Genomic DNA, 16,844 nt, shown 5'->3' with positions numbered 1-16,844 from the left:
CGTAGCCTTGGTGCATGTCGGGGCTGGTGCGCCGCCTCACCTGGCGGGACTGGGCGGTCCCTGCGGCGCTCTGGGCCGCGGGGCAGGTCGAGCTGTGGGTCGTCGGCCCGCAGACGGTCGCCGTGCACGGCCCTCGGTGGCCGTTCGCGGTCGCGCTGACCGTCTGTGCCCTGGCCGTGTGCTCCCGCCGTACGTACCCGGTCCCGGCCCTGTTCGTGGTGGTCGGCGCCCTCGCCCTCACGACGAGGGAGGACCTGCACGCGTTCCTGCTGTCGGGCCTCTACCTGTTGGTCGTCGCCGTGTTCGCGTGCGGGCGGTACGGGCGAGGCCCCACCCGGTATGCCGCGCTCGTGCTTCCCGAGGTGCCGGTCCTGTTGTGGACGTCGGTCATCCCGGAGATCGAGGTCGGCAACGCCTGGGCGTGGGGACTCAATGCCTGGTGGGTCTTTGCCCTCGGAGCCGCCTTCCAGCACGAGCGCCTGCTGCGGGAGCACGTCGCGCAGGCCGTAGCCGCCCAGTCGCAGGCCGAGTCGGCCGAACAACGCCTCAACCTGGCTCGCGAAGTGCATGACGTGGTCTCGCACGGCCTCAGCGTCGTGGTGGTGCAGTCGGAGCTGGCGCGGCTGTTCATGACCTCCGACCCAGCCCGCGCCGACGAGGCGATGCGACGGGTGCAGGACACCGGCCGCGAGGCGCTCGGGGAGACGCGCCGCCTGCTGGAGTCGCTCCGGGACCCCACGCAGGGCGGACAGACCGCACAGGCACCCACCTGGCCGGACGTGCCGGAGCTCGTCCGGCGGATGCGGGAGTCCGGACTGGAGGTCACCCTCGACGCTCCCGGCGACGCACCGACGCTGACCCCGGAGGCGTCGGCCACGGCATACCGCGTCGTGCAGGAGGCCCTGACCAACGCGCTGCGCCACGCGCACACCTCACCGACGTCCGTCGAGGTGACGCAGCAGGCCGACCTGCTCGTCATCGACGTGCAGAACGAGAGTGAGCTCACGAGCCAGGCCACTGGGTTCGCGGGTTCGCCGGGCTACGGCCTGTCGGGGATGCAGGAGCGGGTGGCCGCGTGCGGTGGCCTGCTGACGACGGGCCCTCGACCCGGCGGTGGCTACCGCGTGCGAGCAGTCCTTCCCCTGCGCGGCACCCCGTGACGACCATCGTCGTCGTCGACGACCAGTTCCTGATCCGCGACGGGGTCGCCGCGATCCTCGACGCCGAGGAGGACTTCACCGTCCTCGGCACGGCGGCCGACGGGGCCGAGGCGATCGGCCTGATCGCGACGCTCGCCCCGGACATCGCCCTGATGGACATCCGCATGCCGGAGGTCGACGGGATCGAGGCGACCCGTCGGGTGATCGAGTCCGGCTCGGCGACGAAGATCCTGATCCTCACTACCTTCGGCGCAGACGACTACGTGCTCGCCGCGCTCCGGGCCGGCGCCAGCGGCTACCTCCTGAAGGACGCTCCGCGCGAGTCACTCGTCGCGGCGATCCGCGCGGTCGCGGCGGGCGACGTCGCCGTGGAGAAGCAGGTGCTGGCCCAGCTCGTGCGCGGCCAACCCGCCCAACGGCACCCGGAGGCGGTCGCGGCGGTGGGTCGGCTGTCCCCCCGGGAGTCGCAGGTGCTCGAGCTCGTGGCACAGGGCGCGACCAACCCCGAGATCGCGACGAGCCTGTTCATCGGGGAGACCACGGTCAAGACCCACGTCTCGCGCATCCAGGCCAAGCTCGACGCCCGTGACCGCGTGCACCTGGTCGTCATCGCGCACCGAGCGGGGCTCGCCTGACGGGACCGGCGGCCCCTCACCCCCGGGCGCGCCCGGTCGGCTTCAGGCGCCCGGGCGCGCCCGGTCGGCTTCAGGCGCTGACGCCCTCCCCCAGCCAGACCGGCCGTGACGCGTCACCTGCCTCGAACGCGACCCAGACGTCGGCGCCGATGGCGGGGACGACAGGGGCTGACGCGGGGAGGCAGGCCGCGGCCCACACCGACTCGTCTCCGCTCACGTCGGGCACGCGGACGAAGAGCCGACTGCGCCCGAGTGGGTCCGCGTTGTCGACCACGGTGGCCCGGTGCACCCCATACCTCCGCCGCTCGCTGCCCAGATACGCCTCGGACCCGATCTGCTCGGAGTAGCTGCTGAGCAGGTCACCGACGTAGGCGAACAGCTCCAGCAGCGCCACGCCCGGATCATGCTGGTCGGCGTCCGTCCAGTCCCTCAGCTCGATGCGGGCGCGCTGGACCAGGTCCTCGAGCGCGGGCCGATCACGCCGACCCCGGTCTCGGCTCATCGATGCAGCCTTCCGCGCATGAGGGCCATTTTCCACGGGTTGCCCGCCCCCAGCCAAGGCCCTACGGAGCAGGCTGACGGGCGACGCCGCCAGCTCGGCCGCCTCAGGCTCGGCTGGCGACGAGGTGCTTACGGCCGGTGAGCAGTGCGGCCCCGTAGAGGACCGCCACCACGATCAGCAGCGCGTTGAAACCGAAGATCAGCGCGAGGTACTCCAGTGCCCCACCCACCATGGCACCGAGGAGGTTGGCTCCGAAGGCGACGGTGCTGGAGCCAGCGCCCTTGAACCGCACGGCAAACAGCAGGTTGGCGATGAAGATCGGGGCGAAGGCGATGGTCACCCCGGCCAGGAACCGCGGCACCAGCGACAGGTCCAGCAAGGCGTCCTGCGGGATCAGCCAGGCGGCCGCCAGCGCCGCCAGCAGCGCGGCATACAGGAGGATGGGGCGACGGATGGTGACGCGTCGCGCCACCTCGATCGCGGCGAGGACGCTGAGGAGCACCCCGGCGAAGACCGCCGCGTTCACTGCCCAGGTGGTGCCGAAGAGCAGCGCGAACTGGAGGACGTTCTTGGTCTCCAGCAACAGGAACGCGGCGCCCATGAAGAACAGGTCGACGTAGGGACGCATGGTCCGCAGCGGACCCGCGACGGTGCGGACCCCCACCACGGAGGCCAGCAGCACGAGCCCGAGCATCCAGAGGTAGAACGACGGGATCGTGCGGGACCCGAGGTAGGGGAACGGTCGGTCGTCGACGGACGGCTCGAGGGCGGCGGTCCGCGGCGACCACGTCGTCGTGCAGCCTCCGGTGCTGGCGTCCTTGCGCAGCGTCAGCACCGCCTGCTGCCGCGGTCCGTAGCTCGGGCCGAGCTGCACGCACGGGGCCGCGTCGTAGACGGTGCGCACGGTGTTGGCGTAGCGGTCCAGCAGCCACGGCTCGTAGTAGTTGTACATGGCGAACGTGCCGTCGGGCTTGAGCAGCGAGCGGGCCTGCGTCAGCGCCTGGGTGGTGAAGAGGTAGTTCTCCAGCCGCAGGGCGGACTGACCGGTGACGATCGTCGCCGAGTCGGGCAGCGCGAGGAGGATCAGGTCGTAGCGGCGGTCGGTGCGCTCCATGAACGCCCGTCCGTCGTCGACGTGGGTGGTCACCCGCGGATCGGCGAAGGGACGGTCCGGGTGGTGGTCGCGGCCGAGCTGCATGATCGCGGGGTCGATCTCGACCGCGTCCACGCGCTTGGCGCCCTGGGCCAGGGCCACCGCCACGTCGTTGCCGGTGCCCGCCCCGATGACGAGCACGTCGTCACGCGAGCCCGCGTAGGTGTACGGGTAGAGGTAGAACGGCGAGTCGCGCCGGATGTCGGCCACCGGGAGCGCGGTCTGGAGCGGGGTGTTGTTGACCTCGACCCGGAAGAGCCCGCCGGCCAGCTGGGTGGTGTGGATCTTGTAGTACGGCGACCACTGGAAGCTGCCCACGACCGACTCGGCGCCCAGCATCAGCACGAGGGCCGCGAGGGCGATCGCCGGCCCGTGGCGGAGCAACCGCACCCGACGGCCGAGGAGGACGACGAAGCAAGCGACCCCGACCAGTCCCCAGCCGAGCGGGGGCAGCCGCAGGAACGACAGGGCCGCGAAGCAGGCGATGCCGGTGAGGCTCCCCATCACGTCGAGCCGGTAGGCCTCCAGCGGCTCGAACCGTGCGAAGGTCCGGGCGACCTCCTGTGCCAGCGCCATCAGCGTCCCCACCGTGAGGACGAAGATGACAGTCAGGCTGAGCCAGCGCGGAAGGGGCGCCCAGTCGAACGACCCCACCAGCTCCCACCGGCCGCCGCGTCCCGTCCCCGTTCGGACGGGGAACGCGAGGACGAAGCCCACCAGCGTGGTGAGGAGTACCGGCGCGAGCGGGAACAGGTCGCGGGTGGCCCTGGCGCGCAGGAAGCCCATCCCGATGCCGAGGAAGCTCGCCAGCAGGACGAAGTTGGTCATGTGGACGAGGTAGAGGTTGTTGGACGAGGTCCACCGGATCAGCGCCAGCTCCACGAACAGCATGAGCGCGCTGGCCAGGACCAGCCTCGTGCGGTCACGGGGTGCGAGGAAGCGCGCTGCGCCACCGGCAGGGCGCGCCTCTGCCACCACCGCTGTGGGCTCAGCGGCGTGGCCCACCTCGTCGCCCAGCTGCATCGCATCCCCCTCGTATGCCGGTCGGCACTGACCGGGGGAACGGTAGCAACAGCGCGTGCTACCTGCCCGCCAGAGCGGCCACCACGGGGGCCATCACCTCGGCGAAGTCGGCCCCGATCACGACGTAGGAGAACCCCAGCTCCTCACGTCGTCGCTGGACCTCCTCGACGGCCGCGGCTGGGTCGTCCGGGAGGACGAGCATCGAGTCGGCGTCGTGGAGCGCGGCCGGGTCGATCTCGCGCGCCGACGCCATGAACGCCGCGATCCCGTCACCGACGACCGGCACGTGGAGGGCCAGCTCGACGTCGCGGGTGGACGTGAAGCCGCGGGCCAGGTCGGCCACCTCGTCGCGAGTGTCTGTCGGTCGCAGGACGAAGGTGACCGTGTCCGCGACCTCGCTCGCCAGGGCCTGCGCCTTCGGTCCACGGACCGCCATCACCACGGGCGTGTGGACCTCGGGTCCGTCCAGCTCGCGGAGCTGGGACACCGCCTCGCGCACCTCGCTCAGCCGCTGGCCCGGCGAGGTGACCGGCATGCCACGCTCGCGCAGCTCGTCCTCGATACCGGGCCGGCCGGTGCCGAGGCCCAGCTCGAAGCGTCCCTCGGTGAGCGTCGTGAGCGAGTGCGCCTCCCAGGCGAGGTTCCACGCCGGGCGGAACGGCGCGGCATACACCCAGGTCCCGACCCGAAGGTCCGGTGCGACCGCGGCAGCAAGGGCGAGGGTCGGAGCAGGGGCAGGCTGCCAGAGCGGGACGTCGGGCATGAGCAGGGTCGAGTAGCCCAGGTCAGCGATGTGGCGCACCCGCTCCCGCCAGGTCGGCAGGTCGGTGAGCACCGGGGCCACTACCCCGAACCGGAACGGTCTCGTCATGTCGGTGATCCTCCTCGCGGGGCACGACGCGCTCCAGCGCGTCACCACAACAGACCCGGGACTCCCACCGAACTCATCGCGCCGGTGCCCCCGTCGTGGTCAGACGCCGACGCCTCCCTCACCGTTGCCACAGTGTCAGTAGCCGCTGGCCGGCCATCCCTTGGCGCCCAGGTACCAGACCGCCGAGGACAGGACCGCTGCCATGAGCAGCGTGAAGAGCAGCCCACCCGCCACGGGGAGGAACCACCCGGGCGCGCGCCTCGACCGCACCGCGACGACCTTGGTCACCAGGGCGCCGATCACCAGGCAGCCGAGTATGCCGTGCAAAAGCGTCCGCGCGGACACGGGCTCTCCGTCGGGCAACGTCCCGTACTCCAGGCCGAGGGCCCAGAGGCAGTGGTAGGCGACGAAGACGATGAGCACGACGCCGATCGAGCCCGAGACCCGGTGGGCGGTCCCGAGCCACGCAGGCGCCTTCACACCCAGCTTGCCGTAGAGCACCAGCGCACCGAGGAGCTGGAGCACGGCGAGGACCCCGATGGCGACGGTGGCGACCACCTTCATGGCCAGCACCGTCCGGAAGCCGAGGGTCGTGGTGCCCGCCAGCGTGGGGTCGTGCACCCTGCCGAACACCCCGACGAGCACCGCGACGACCGCGCCGACGGCGAATCCGGTCAGGGGGACGGCCACGCTCCCGGAGGGCGTCGGCGCAGCCAACGAGCTCTCTGCCATGAGGTCAGGATGCTCCTGCGCCTCCACCCCCGCCCTAGTCTGCGGGAGCCAGTCGTCGCCGCACGGAGGTGTCGGACCTCGCGCCTGCAGGCTGGGGCACGGCGATGTTCATCGTTCGTTCGAGCTCCGAGACGCGCTAGCCGCGTTGCTGGGCCGCCCACGAAGCGTGCAGCGCGGCATACACCCCGTCCTGGCGGACCAGGTCGCGGTGCGGTCCGCGCTCGACGATCCGGCCACGGTCGACGACGACGACCTCGTCGGCGGCCTCGGCGGTGGAGAGCCGGTGGGCGATGGCGATCGAGGTGCGGCCGCGGGTGAGTCCCTCGAGGGCCCGCTGGAGGCGGACCTCGGTCGAGGGGTCCACTGCGGAGGTCGCCTCGTCGAGGACGAGGAGGTCGGGGTCGGCGAGGTAGGCGCGGGCCAGGGCGACCAGCTGGCGCTCCCCGGCGGACAGCGACTCGCCGCGCTGGCCGACCTCGGTCGCCAGGCCCTGTGGGAGCCCGGCGAGCCAGGCGTCGAGACCGAGCTCGGTGATGGCGAGACGCACGTCCTCGTCGGTGGCGTCGGGGCGGCCGAAGCGGACGTTCTCGCGCAGCGTCGCGTCGAAGAGGAAGCCCTCCTGCGGCACGAGCACGACGCGCTCGCGGAGGGAGGAGAAGCGCACGTGGCGCAGGTCGACCCCGTCGATGTGGACGGTGCCCTCGGTGGGGTCCATCAGCCGGGTCAGCAGCTTGGCCAGGGTGGACTTGCCCGACCCGGTCTCCCCCACGATCGCGACCCGCGACCGCGGGGCGATCGACAGGTTCACGTCGTGCAGGACGGTGTCCCCGCCGGGGTAGGCGAACGAGACGGCGTCGAAGTCGACGGTGATCGGTCCACGCGGCAACGTCTGGCCGTCGTCACCCGGGTCGGCCACGTCAGCCGGGGTGTCGATCACGCCGATCACCCGACGCCAGCCGGCCACGGCGTTCTGCAGCTCGTTGAGGATCTCGGTGGCCTGCTGCACCGGCTGGGTGAACAGGTTGACGAGGAAGAGGAACGCCAGCAGCTTGCCCAGCGTGAGGTGACCGCCGCTGGCCTGGATGGTGCCGACGACCAGGACCACCGCGAGCGTCAGCCCGGCGACGAGCTGACCGGAGGAGAAGGCCACGACGGAGCGCACCTGCGCCCTGATCGAGGCCGCGCGGTGCGCCTCGATGGCCGCGTCGATGCGGGTGGCCGTGCGCTCCTCGACGCCGTAGGCGCGGATCGTCGCCGCGCCCACGACCGACTCCGACACTGCGGCGAGCAGATCGCCGACCCGCTCGCGGACGATCGTGTAGGCCCGGCCGACGATGGCCTGGAACCGGCGGATCACGAACAGCAGCGGCACGAAGCAGAGCCACACCACGCCAGTGAGCAACGGGCTGTAGAAGAGCATCAACCCCGTGGCGACCGCGATCTGCCCGAGGCTGAGCACCAGGATGATGCCGCCGAACTGGACGAACTGGCTGATCGTGTCGACGTCGGACGTGACCCGGCTGACCATCGAACCGCGCCGCTCGGTGTTCTGGGTGAGCATCGACAGGTCGTGGATGTGGCGGAAGGCCTTGAGCCGCAACGATGCCAGCCCCGCCTCCGAGGAGCGGAAGAGGCGCACGTTCACGGCATACGCACTCGCGGCGGTGATGGCCACGGCGATCAGTGCGAAGAGCACGTAACGGGTCACGAGGCCGGGGTCCGGGCCGTCCTTGCCGAGCAGCCCGTGGTCGGTGGTCTGCTGGACCACGAAGGGCACGACGATCCGGCCGACGGTGGTCACCGCGGCGAGGCCGAGGGTGATGCCCAGGCCGCGGCGCAGCTCGGGCGACAGGTCGAGGCCGCGCTTCAGGGTGGCGACGGTGCCCAGCGACGACGTGGCGTCGATCGAGGTGCTCACGCGTCCACCTCCTCGTCCGCGGCGACGGCAGCACGCTCGGCGGCCTCACGCGCGTAGGCCGTGACCAGCCGCTGGTAGCCGACACACCGCTGCTCGAGCTCCTGGTGGGTGCCGTGGTCGACGACGCGTCCGCCCTCGACGTAGACGATCTGGTCAGCAAGCGTGATCGTCGACATGCGGTAGGCCACGACGAGCACCGAGGTGCCGGCACTGGTCTTGCGCAGCCCGGCGAGGATCGCCTGCTCCACAGCCGGGTCCACGGCGCTCGTGGCGTCGTCGAGGACCAGCAGCCGTGGACCGCGGATCACGGCGCGGGCCAGCGCGATCCGCTGCCTCTGCCCACCCGACAACGAGGTGCCCCGCTCCCCGACCCGGGTCTCGATGCCGAGCGGCAGGTCGGTCACGAAGCCGGTGGCCTGGGCGACGTCGAGCGCCTGCCAGACCTCCTCGTCGGTGTAGTAGCCGCCGAGCGTGACGTTGCCGCTCACGGTGTCGTCGAACATGAAGGTCTGCTGCGGCACCAGCGCGGCCACCGCGGACACCCCGCCGCGGGCGACCTCGCGCAGGTCGAGCCCGTCGAGGGTCACCCGGCCGTGGTGCGGGTCGACGAGGCGCAGCGTGAGGTTGGTCAGGGTGGTCTTGCCCGAGCCGGTGGGTCCGACGAGGGCCACCGTGGAGCCGGCCTCGACCTCGAGCGAGACCCCGTGGATCGCCTGGAACGTCGACTCCTCACCGTGCTCGTCGACGATGTCGTAGGAGTAGTCGACCCGGTCCAGGCGGGCGTGCGACGCCCCACGCGGCTCGAGCTCCTCGGACCCGAAGGCCAGCTCGCCGCGCGCCTTGAGAACGGCGTCGACGCGGTCCCAGCCGACGACGGTGCGCGGCAGCTCGCCGAGCACCCAGCCCAGCGCGCGCACCGGGAAGGCCAGCACCGAGATGAGGTAGGCAACCTGGACGACGGCGGCGGGCGTGAGGGCGCCGTTCGCGACCTGGTGCGCCCCGACGGCGAGCACCGCGAGGGTGCCGAGGGTGGGGATCGACTCGATGACAGGGTCGAAGGTGCCCCGGGTGCGGCCCACCTCGACGTTGGCCGCCTGCAACCGTCGGGTCACCTCCTCGAACCGGTCGGACTCCTGCTGCTCGCGACCCATCGACTTCACGATGAGCGCGGCCTCGAAGCTCTCGTGGGCGACCTCGCTGACCTCGGCGCGCAGCTGCTGGGCGCGCGAGACCCGAGGCGACATCGCCCGCTGGAAGACCATGTTGGCGAGGAACAGCAGCGGGAAGACGGTCAGGCCGATGATCGCCATGACCGGGTCGACGAGCACCATCTGGACGATGCCGGCCACCAGCATGATGATCACGCCGATGGCCATCGGCAGTGGCGCGAAGACGTTCCAGGTCGCCTCGACGTCGGCGTTGGCGTTGGAGAGCAGCTGCCCGGACGGGTGCCGGTGGTGCCACGCGAGCGGGAGCCGCAGGTACTGCCTGGTCACCTCGCGACGGAAACCGGCGGCCACGTTGTACATCGTGTAGCCGGCCGCGATGCGCCGGATCACGACGCCCACGACGTTGATGACGACGACGCCTGCGATCCAGCCGAAGACGGTCCACAGCTGGGCTGCGGTCGCGTGCCCGGCAGCCACGGCCGGCTGCACCTGCTCGCGGGTGACCTTGCCGATCGCCCAGGCGGTCAGCACCGTCATCACGCCGTAGAGCGCGCTCCCCGCGACGGCGAAGGCGAACCAGCGGGGCTCGCGCCGCACCCCCACCCACACGATCTGCAGGCTGCGCTTCAGCGACGGCGCAGCATCGGCTGACGCGTCGAGCGACACTGCTGACCTCCGAGGGCTGGGTGGGGAATCCCAACCCTCTCACGGGGCAGGCATGATGACGTCATGACCCACCTCGCCCGGACCGAGCGCGAATCCCTCTGCGACACCTTCGAGGCGGTCGGCCCCGACGCACCCACGCTGTGCTCACCCTGGACGACGGCCGACCTCGCGGCGCACCTCGTCGTCCGCGAGCGTCGCCCCGACCTCGCACCCGGGATCTGGATCCCGCCGCTGGCCGGCCGGCTCGAGGACGGCCAGGCCGACTACGCCGCGAAACCGTGGCCCGAGCTGGTCGACCTGGTCCGCTCGGGACCCCCGTCGTGGGCGCCGACCCAGCTGGCCTCGGTCGACGACGCCGTGAACTTCGTGGAGTTCTTCATCCACCACGAGGACGTCCTGCGTGGGGACGGCCAGGTCGGACCGCGCCGCGAGGTGCCGCTCCGTGAGCAGAAGGCGTTGTGGAAGACCCTCAAGCGGATGGGCAAGCTGTTCTTCCGGCGCAGCCCGGTCGGGGTGGTGCTCGAACGGACCGACGGCAAGTCGCTCACCGTCCGGGGCGAGACCGAGCTCGGCACCGTGACCCTGCGCGGGGAGGCGACCGAGCTCGTCCTCGCCGCCTACGGTCGCCGTCGCGTGGCCGACCTCCAGGTGACCGGCAGCGACGAGGCCGTCCAGGCGCTCTGGGACGCACCCCTCGGGCTGTCCTGAACCGGCGGAGTCCTGGCAACAGAAGGCATGGGGCAGGAAGGAGGAGCCGTGGGAGAGCAGGTCGAGTTCACCGCCCCGTTGTGGGAGTGGGGCGCCCGCGACTCCTGGTACTTCGTGACCCTCGACGAGGAGGCCAGCGAGGTGGTCAGCGAGCGACCGCCTCCCGGCCGTGGGTTCGGGTCGGTGCGCGTGCGGGTCACGGTCGGCGCGACGACGTGGACGACCTCGGTCTTCCCCGGCGACGACGGCCGCTTCGTCCTCCCCGTCAAGAAGGCCGTCCGCGTGGCCGAGTCCATCGAGGAGGAGGACCCCGTGACGGTGCTCCTCGAGGTGCTCGACTAGCTGTAACAGCCGACCGCGCGGGCCGGCTCGTCGATCGGCTGGGTCCTCAGCGGACCGGTATGCCGTCCTGCCGCAGTGCGTCCTTGACGTCACCGATGGTGAGCTCACCGAAGTGGAAGACGCTCGCAGCGAGCACCGCGTCCGCCCCGGCGCGGACCGCCGGGGCGAAGTGCTCGACCCGGCCGGCGCCCCCACTGGCGACCAGCGGGATCCGCACCTCGCGGCGCACCAGCTCGATCAGCTCGACGTCGAAGCCGTCCTTGGTGCCGTCGGCGTCCATCGAGTTCAGCAGGATCTCGCCGGCCCCCAGCTCAGCGGCACGGGCGCACCACTCGACCGCGTCGAGGCCGGTGCCCTGTCGGCCGCCGTGGGTGGTGACCTCGAAGCCGCCGCTGCGGTTGCCCGCGTCGTCGACCCGCCGCCGCACGTCCGCCGAGAGCACGAGCACCTGCGAGCCGAACCGGTCCGCCACCTCGGCGATCAACTCGGGTCGGGCGATGGCGGCGGTGTTGACGCCCACCTTGTCGGCCCCCGCCCGCAGGAGCCGGTCGACGTCGTCCACCGTGCGGACTCCCCCGCCCACGGTCAGCGGGATGAAGACCTGCTCGGCGGTCCGGCCGACGATGTCGCAGGTCGTCTCGCGGTTGCCGCTGCTGGCCGTCACGTCGAGGAAGGTCAGCTCGTCCGCGCCCTGCTCGCCGTAGAGCTTGGCGAGCTCGACCGGGTCACCCGCGTCGCGCAGGTTCAGGAAGTTGACCCCCTTGACGACGCGCCCGGCATCGACGTCGAGGCAGGGGATGACGCGGGTTGCAACACTCACGCGGCGAGCCTAGCGATCTAGTCTGGAGCCCATGCCCGTCGACCAGAGAGCGACCATGCCTGTCGACCAGAGAGCGGTGGTGGCGACGATCGTCGCCCTCGTCGACGCCAGCCGGCCGCTCTGTGGCACGACGCACCTGGTCTGCATCGACGGTCCGAGCGGTGCCGGCAAGACCACCCTGGCCAACGACGTGGCCGCCGACCTGGCCGCCCCGACGGTGCACATGGACGACCTCTACCCGGGCTGGGACGGCCTGCGGGCCGGCACCCATCGCGCCCAGGAGTGGGTCGTGGGCCCGCTCACCGAGGGCCTGCCCGCCCGGTACCGCCGGTGGGACTGGGCGGCCGGCCGGTATGCCGAGTGGGTGCAGCTGCCGTCCTCGGAGGTCGTCGTCCTCGAGGGCTGCGGCGCCGGAGCGCTGCCCGCCGGCAAGGCCGCCTCGGTGCTGGTCTGGGTGGAGGCCGAGGAGTCGGTGCGCCGGGCCCGAGGGCTGGCGCGCGACCCCGGCTACGCGCCGTTCTGGGACCGCTGGTCCACGCAGGAACGCCGGCTCTACGAGGCCGACCGCACCTGGGAACGCGCCGACCTCTTCCTCGACACGACCCACGACCGCCGCTAGCCCGTCTTTCGCCCCAGCTTTATCGGGTCTAGGGAGAAGCTTGACCTTCACCCCACTTCGAAAGTCGAGTGAGGGTCAAGCTTCCTGCTTGACCCGATAAAGCTGAGGTCAGGTCAGGTGGGAGGAGGGCGGGCTGGGCACCCGGCAGACATAATCGGGGCCATGGAACCCGCAGACATGATGGCCGCGGTCAGCGAGTCGATGTTGGCCCGCACCGGTCACACGCTCGACGAGTGGCTCGTGCTGGTCGACGGGTCAGGGGTCGACGCGCCGGACCAGCGGGCCGTGCGGGCCTGGCTGCGTGACGTGCACGGGGTGCCACAGAACTCCCAGTGGGCCATCGCCGACGCGGCCGCCACGGCTGCCGGGTGGAAGCGACCCGACCCCGACGGCTACACCGATGCGCTCTATGCAGACGCGAAGGCGCACCTGCGCCCGATCCACGACGCCATCGTCACGCTCGCGGAGGGACTCGGCGACGACGCCCACCGCGAGGGCCGCGGCACCTACATCCCGGTGGTCCGCCGCACCCAGTTCGTGGCGGTGGCTCCCGGCCCCCGCGACACCGTGCGCGTGGGCTTCCGGTTCCGCGGTGCCGTGCCCGACGACGAACGACTCTCGCCGGCCAAGGGATTCGCGCAGGCGACCCACTGGCTGCACCTCTCCGCCGACGCGGACGAGGACGACCTGCGCTCGCTCGGGCCGCTGCTCGAGGCCGCCTACGCGCAGAACGGCTGACGTGTCCACCGTCGACCTCGCCCGCGCGGCGCGGCGCTCGCGCCGTGAGGCGCGGGTGCGCACCGACCGGCTGGTCAGCCGGATGTTCTTCATCGTGCAGTGCGGCCTCGGCGCGGCCACCGCGTGGTGGGTGGCCAGCGACGTGCTCCAGCACGACCGGCCGTTCTTTGCCCCCGTCACGGCGATGATCTCGCTCGGCATGTCCTTCGGGCAGCGGCTGCGCAGGGTCACCGAGGTGATGCTCGGGGTCGCGGTGGGGGTCTTCGTCGGCGATGTCTTCGTGCACTTCTTCGGGTCGGGGTTCTGGCAGATCATCGTGGTGGTCGTGCTGTCGATGAGCGTGGCTGCCCTGCTCGGCGCGGGCATGCTGCTCATCACCCAGGCCGGCGTGCAGTCGGTGATCGTCACGACCCTGGTGGCCGGCTCGGGGCAGGCGTTCACCCGCTGGCTCGACGCCGTCGTGGGCGGCTGCGTGGCGCTGGCCTTCACGCTCGTGGCCCCCGCCGCTCCCCTGCGCCGGCCGCGTCAGCAGGCCTCCCTCGTCGTCCACGAGATCGGGGAGATCCTCGCGGACACGGCGCGCTCGCTGCGCACCGGCGACTCCGACCTCGCCTCGGCCACGCTGTCCCGCGCCCGGGACTCCGAGGCCATGCTCGACGAGGCGCGGGCACTGTCCGCCGAGGGCATCGCGGTCGTGCGGCTGTCGCCGTTCCGGCGCCGTCACCTCCCCGGCGTGCAGGCCATCGCCGACCTCCTCGAACCGCTCGACCGCGCGATCCGCAACCTGCGGGTCCTGGTCCGCCGGGCCGCGATCGCGACCTGGCGCGAGGAGGCGGTCCCCACGGCATACCTGCGGTTGCTCGACGCACTGGCCGAGACCTGCGAGGACATCGCCCGCGAGCTCGGCGAACGCCGGCTGCCCACCAACGCGAGGGTCGGCCTGCAGCGGATCGGTGAGGCCAGCGCGGTCATCGACCCGTCGGCCGGGCTGTCCGGTGAGGTGATGCGCGCCCAGATCCGGTCGATGGTCGTCGACCTGCTGATGCTCACGGGTATGCCGCTGGACGAGGCACGCGACATGGTGCCCGAGTCGATGACCACCGGCCCGCAGGACGACTGAGCGAGGCTGCGAGACTGGCGGCGATGTCCACTCGCCGCCACCCCCATCTCCCCCCGGTCTGGCTGATGGCGCTCGCGCTCGTCGCCGTCGCTGCCAACCTGCGCACCGCGATGGCCAGCGTGCCGCCGCTCACCGAGACCATCGCCGACGACCTGGGGCTGTCCAACACCGCCCTCGGCGCGCTCACCACGCTGCCAGTGCTGTGCATGGGGCTGTTCGCCCCCAGTGCGCAGCGGATCGCCGCGCGGCTGGGTGCCGCGGCCTCGGTCGAGCTGTCGATCGTGTGCGTCGCGGTGGGGCTCGGCCTCCGTCTCGCGGGCGGCGCCACGTGGCCCTTGTATGCCGGGACGTTCCTCGCCGGGGTCGGTATCGCCATCGGCGGCACGCTGCTCCCCGGTCTGGTCAAGGAACTCTTCCCACCCCAGCGCGCGGGGCTGGTCACCGGCCTCTACATGCTGGCGATGATGGGCGGGGCCGGTGCCTCGTCGGCGTTGTCGGTGCCGCTGGAGGGCTGGCTGGGCTCGTGGCAGGCCTCGCTCGCGTCCTGGTCGCTGCTCGCGGTGGTGGGCGTCCTCGCCTGGGTGCCGGTCCTGACGGGGCACGCGCGGCACCGTGCCGCGAACCCGACCGTCGTCGCCCCCGCCCGGCTCCCCTGGCAGCACGCGACGGCCTGGCTGGTCGCCGGCTACCTCGCCATCCAGTCGGTGGAGTTCTACTCCACGCTGGCCTGGCTCGCCCCGTCCTACACCGCCCGCGGCTGGGACCCGACCGACGCGGGCTACCTGCTGTCCGTCTTCACCGCCGCCCAGCTCGTCTCCGGGCTCCTGGCCCCGGCGCTCACCGACCGCATCCACGACCGGCGCGTGCTGCTGCTCTCGGCGTCGGTGCTCGGGCTCCTCGGCCAGGCCGGTCTGTGGCTGGCTCCGCACGGTGCGCCCTGGGTGTGGGCCTCGGTCCTGGGGTTCGGCCAGGGCGCGTCGTTCGCGCTGGGCCTCGTCCTGATGGTCGACTACGCCGGCTCTCCCGCCGCCAGCGCGCGGCTGGCCGGGATGGCGTTCCTGTTCAGCTACACGATCGCGTCGTTCGGTCCCGCGAGCATGGGTGCCCTGCGCGACCTCACCGGCGGGTTCACCGCGGTCTGGGGGACGCTGACGGTGCTGATGCTGGCCCAGGTCGGCTTCTCGGCCCTGCTCCGCCCGGGCCTGCGCAAGGTGGAGTGACCCGAGGACGGCCCGTCGAGACCGCGCCGGACCAGGTCAGTCGAGGGTGACGTCGGGGCTCGTGGCCGACGGGCCGAGCGCCTGCACGAGCGCGGCCAGTCGTCCGGCCTCGGCCCGCCCGAACTCGGCGTCGGCCTTCTGGATCGCCATCACCGCGAGCGTGTCGGTGTCGGACAACGCGAGGCTGACCCACGGGTCGCCCCCGGAGAAGCGCACGTCGAGCACCTCTCGCCAGGACAGCGTGCGGGTCGTGAAGAGGTTGCGCACCGTCAGGCCGTCACGCGTCGGCACCGCCCGGATGGCGGCGAACCTCCACAGCATCGCCGCGATCGCGACGCCGACACCCACGAAGAAGATCTTGTCGCCGGTGCGCCAGGTGCCACCCTCGGCAGGGCCGGGCAGCAGGACGGCGATCACCGCGAACAGCACCAGGGTCAGCGCAGCGAAGCCGTAGGCCACCTGTCGCCCGCGGCGCGGACGGAACACCGCGAAGGCCGCCTGCTCGTCCGCGCTCCCGGCGGCCGAGTGCGGGGTCCGACCCGACGGGGTCACGGCCGTCACAACCGGCAGGCGGCGATGTCGGTCACCAGGATCGCCCGCGCGCCCAGCTCGTAGAGCTCGTCCATGATCGCGTTGGTCCGCGCCCGCGGCACCATGGCGCGCACTGCGGCCCAGTCCTTGTTCTGCAGCGCCGAGACGGTCGGCGACTCCAGCCCCGGGGTGATGGCGCAGGCCGCCTCGACCAGCGCGACGGGCACGTCGTAGTCGAGCATCACGTAGTGGCGCGCGGTGACGACACCGGTCAGTCGCCGACGCAGCACCTCGACGGCCGCGGTCTCGTGCGAGCCCTCGCGCCGGATCAGCACCGCCTCGCTGCGCAGGATCTCCTCGCCGAAGATCTCCAGGCCCTGCTGGCGCAGCGTGGTGCCGGTCTCGACCACGTCGGCGATGACGTCGGCCACGCCGAGGGTGATCGCCGTCTCGACGGCGCCGTCGAGGCGCACCACCTCGGCGCTGACCCCCTGGTCGGCGAGGTGCTTGCCGACCAGACCCGGATAGCTGGTCGCGACGCGATGACCCGAGATCTCGGCGACGCTGGAGCAGGTGCCGGGCTTCGCGGCATACCGGAAGGTGGACCCACCGAAGCCGAGCGTCATCACCTCGATGGCGGCGCTGCCGGCGTCGAGCAGCAGGTCACGGCCGGTGACCCCGCAGTCGACCGTGCCGGAGCCGACGTAGACCGCGATGTCGCGCGGTCGCAGGTAGAAGAACTCCACCTCGTTGTCGGTGTCGGTGAGCACGAGCTCCTTGGTGTCGCGGCGCGTGCGGTAGCCCGCCTCGCGCAGCATCTCGACAGCCGGCTCGGACAGCGAACCCTTGTTGGGGACGGCGATGCGCAACATCTGCGTGACTCTCTGGACGTGGTGACTGGCTGTGGTTGCTGGCGG

General features: G+C 71.9%; 17 protein-coding genes. 8 read left to right on the top strand and 9 right to left on the bottom strand.

The features are described from left to right. The first annotated feature begins 14 nt into the window (after positions 1-14). Positions 15-1,160 carry a sensor histidine kinase gene (locus tag ASG95_RS09680; RefSeq protein ID WP_057377305.1) on the top strand — a complete coding sequence of 382 codons (1,146 nt, stop codon included), beginning with the start codon at positions 15-17 and terminating at the stop codon, positions 1,158-1,160. Then, positions 1,157-1,795 (top strand): response regulator transcription factor, encoded by a 639-nt coding sequence (locus tag ASG95_RS09675; RefSeq protein WP_057377304.1) that lies wholly within the window; start codon positions 1,157-1,159, stop codon positions 1,793-1,795. The genes ASG95_RS09680 and ASG95_RS09675 overlap by 4 nt, the downstream gene beginning before the upstream one ends. 70 nt (positions 1,796-1,865) lie before the next feature. Here ASG95_RS09675 and ASG95_RS09670 read toward each other — a convergent pair whose 3' ends face one another. From ASG95_RS09670 to ASG95_RS09645, 6 genes are all read right to left on the bottom strand, one after another. Further along, complete coding sequence (locus tag ASG95_RS09670; protein ID WP_057377303.1) at positions 1,866-2,297, bottom strand: phage baseplate assembly protein V; 432 nt, start codon at positions 2,295-2,297, stop codon at positions 1,866-1,868. Between the two features lie 103 nt (positions 2,298-2,400). Continuing rightward, positions 2,401-4,473, bottom strand: coding sequence for a methyltransferase domain-containing protein (locus tag ASG95_RS09665; protein ID WP_082592460.1), 2,073 nt, complete (start codon positions 4,471-4,473; stop codon positions 2,401-2,403). 58 nt (positions 4,474-4,531) lie between these two features. Further along, on the bottom strand, positions 4,532-5,344 hold the full coding sequence (locus ASG95_RS09660) for an LLM class flavin-dependent oxidoreductase (RefSeq protein WP_057377302.1): 813 nt from the start codon (positions 5,342-5,344) through the stop codon (positions 4,532-4,534). Positions 5,345-5,479: 135 nt separating this feature from the next. Then, complete coding sequence (locus ASG95_RS09655) at positions 5,480-6,076, bottom strand: DUF6529 family protein (protein ID WP_057377301.1); 597 nt, start codon at positions 6,074-6,076, stop codon at positions 5,480-5,482. A 136-nt stretch (positions 6,077-6,212) separates the two neighbouring features. Next, on the bottom strand, positions 6,213-7,994 hold the full coding sequence (locus ASG95_RS09650) for an ABC transporter ATP-binding protein (RefSeq protein WP_057377300.1): 1,782 nt from the start codon (positions 7,992-7,994) through the stop codon (positions 6,213-6,215). Further along, positions 7,991-9,829 (bottom strand): ABC transporter ATP-binding protein, encoded by a 1,839-nt coding sequence (locus tag ASG95_RS09645; RefSeq protein WP_057377299.1) that lies wholly within the window; start codon positions 9,827-9,829, stop codon positions 7,991-7,993. Before ASG95_RS09645 ends, ASG95_RS09650 begins: the two co-directional genes overlap by 4 nt. Before the next feature lie 63 nt (positions 9,830-9,892). Here ASG95_RS09645 and ASG95_RS09640 point away from each other — a divergent pair, with 63 nt between their 5' ends. Further along, on the top strand, positions 9,893-10,537 hold the full coding sequence (locus ASG95_RS09640) for a TIGR03085 family metal-binding protein (RefSeq protein WP_056923317.1): 645 nt from the start codon (positions 9,893-9,895) through the stop codon (positions 10,535-10,537). Positions 10,538-10,585: 48 nt separating this feature from the next. Next, the gene (locus ASG95_RS09635; protein WP_235543689.1) at positions 10,586-10,879 is read left to right on the top strand and encodes a DUF1905 domain-containing protein; all 294 of its coding nucleotides are present in this window, start codon (positions 10,586-10,588) and stop codon (positions 10,877-10,879) included. Positions 10,880-10,925: 46 nt separating this feature from the next. Here the strand turns inward: ASG95_RS09635 and hisF are convergent, their stop codons facing one another. Continuing rightward, complete coding sequence (hisF, locus tag ASG95_RS09630) at positions 10,926-11,699, bottom strand: imidazole glycerol phosphate synthase subunit HisF (RefSeq protein WP_057377297.1); 774 nt, start codon at positions 11,697-11,699, stop codon at positions 10,926-10,928. 55 nt (positions 11,700-11,754) lie between these two features. Between hisF and ASG95_RS09625 the strand changes: the two genes are divergently transcribed. From ASG95_RS09625 to ASG95_RS09610, 4 genes are all read left to right on the top strand, one after another. Continuing rightward, positions 11,755-12,318, top strand: a complete 564-nt coding sequence (locus ASG95_RS09625) for a hypothetical protein (RefSeq protein ID WP_057378839.1) — start codon at positions 11,755-11,757, stop codon at positions 12,316-12,318. A gap of 162 nt (positions 12,319-12,480) precedes the next feature. Continuing rightward, positions 12,481-13,056 carry a DUF5655 domain-containing protein gene (locus ASG95_RS09620; RefSeq protein ID WP_057377296.1) on the top strand — a complete coding sequence of 192 codons (576 nt, stop codon included), beginning with the start codon at positions 12,481-12,483 and terminating at the stop codon, positions 13,054-13,056. 1 nt (position 13,057) lies between these two features. After that, positions 13,058-14,176: an aromatic acid exporter family protein gene (locus tag ASG95_RS09615; RefSeq protein WP_057377295.1), complete on the top strand. Its 1,119-nt coding sequence runs from the start codon at positions 13,058-13,060 to the stop codon at positions 14,174-14,176. Positions 14,177-14,199: 23 nt separating this feature from the next. Further along, the gene (locus tag ASG95_RS09610) at positions 14,200-15,396 is read left to right on the top strand and encodes a CynX/NimT family MFS transporter (protein WP_235543687.1); all 1,197 of its coding nucleotides are present in this window, start codon (positions 14,200-14,202) and stop codon (positions 15,394-15,396) included. A 36-nt stretch (positions 15,397-15,432) separates the two neighbouring features. On the opposite strand, the gene ASG95_RS09605 is transcribed toward ASG95_RS09610, so the two are convergent. Together ASG95_RS09605 and hisG are read right to left on the bottom strand one after the other, a co-directional pair. Continuing rightward, positions 15,433-15,957 carry a PH domain-containing protein gene (locus tag ASG95_RS09605; protein ID WP_235543685.1) on the bottom strand — a complete coding sequence of 175 codons (525 nt, stop codon included), beginning with the start codon at positions 15,955-15,957 and terminating at the stop codon, positions 15,433-15,435. Beyond that, positions 15,954-16,799, bottom strand: coding sequence for an ATP phosphoribosyltransferase (gene hisG / locus ASG95_RS09600; RefSeq protein WP_056923322.1), 846 nt, complete (start codon positions 16,797-16,799; stop codon positions 15,954-15,956). Before hisG ends, ASG95_RS09605 begins: the two co-directional genes overlap by 4 nt. Positions 16,800-16,844 lie beyond the last annotated feature (45 nt).

Origin of the sequence: Phycicoccus sp. Soil803, assembly GCF_001429685.1 — a bacterium.
Classification (GTDB): domain Bacteria; phylum Actinomycetota; class Actinomycetes; order Actinomycetales; family Dermatophilaceae; genus Pedococcus.
Note: the sequence above shows the minus strand (reverse complement) of the source record. Positions and strands in the feature narration are given on the sequence as shown.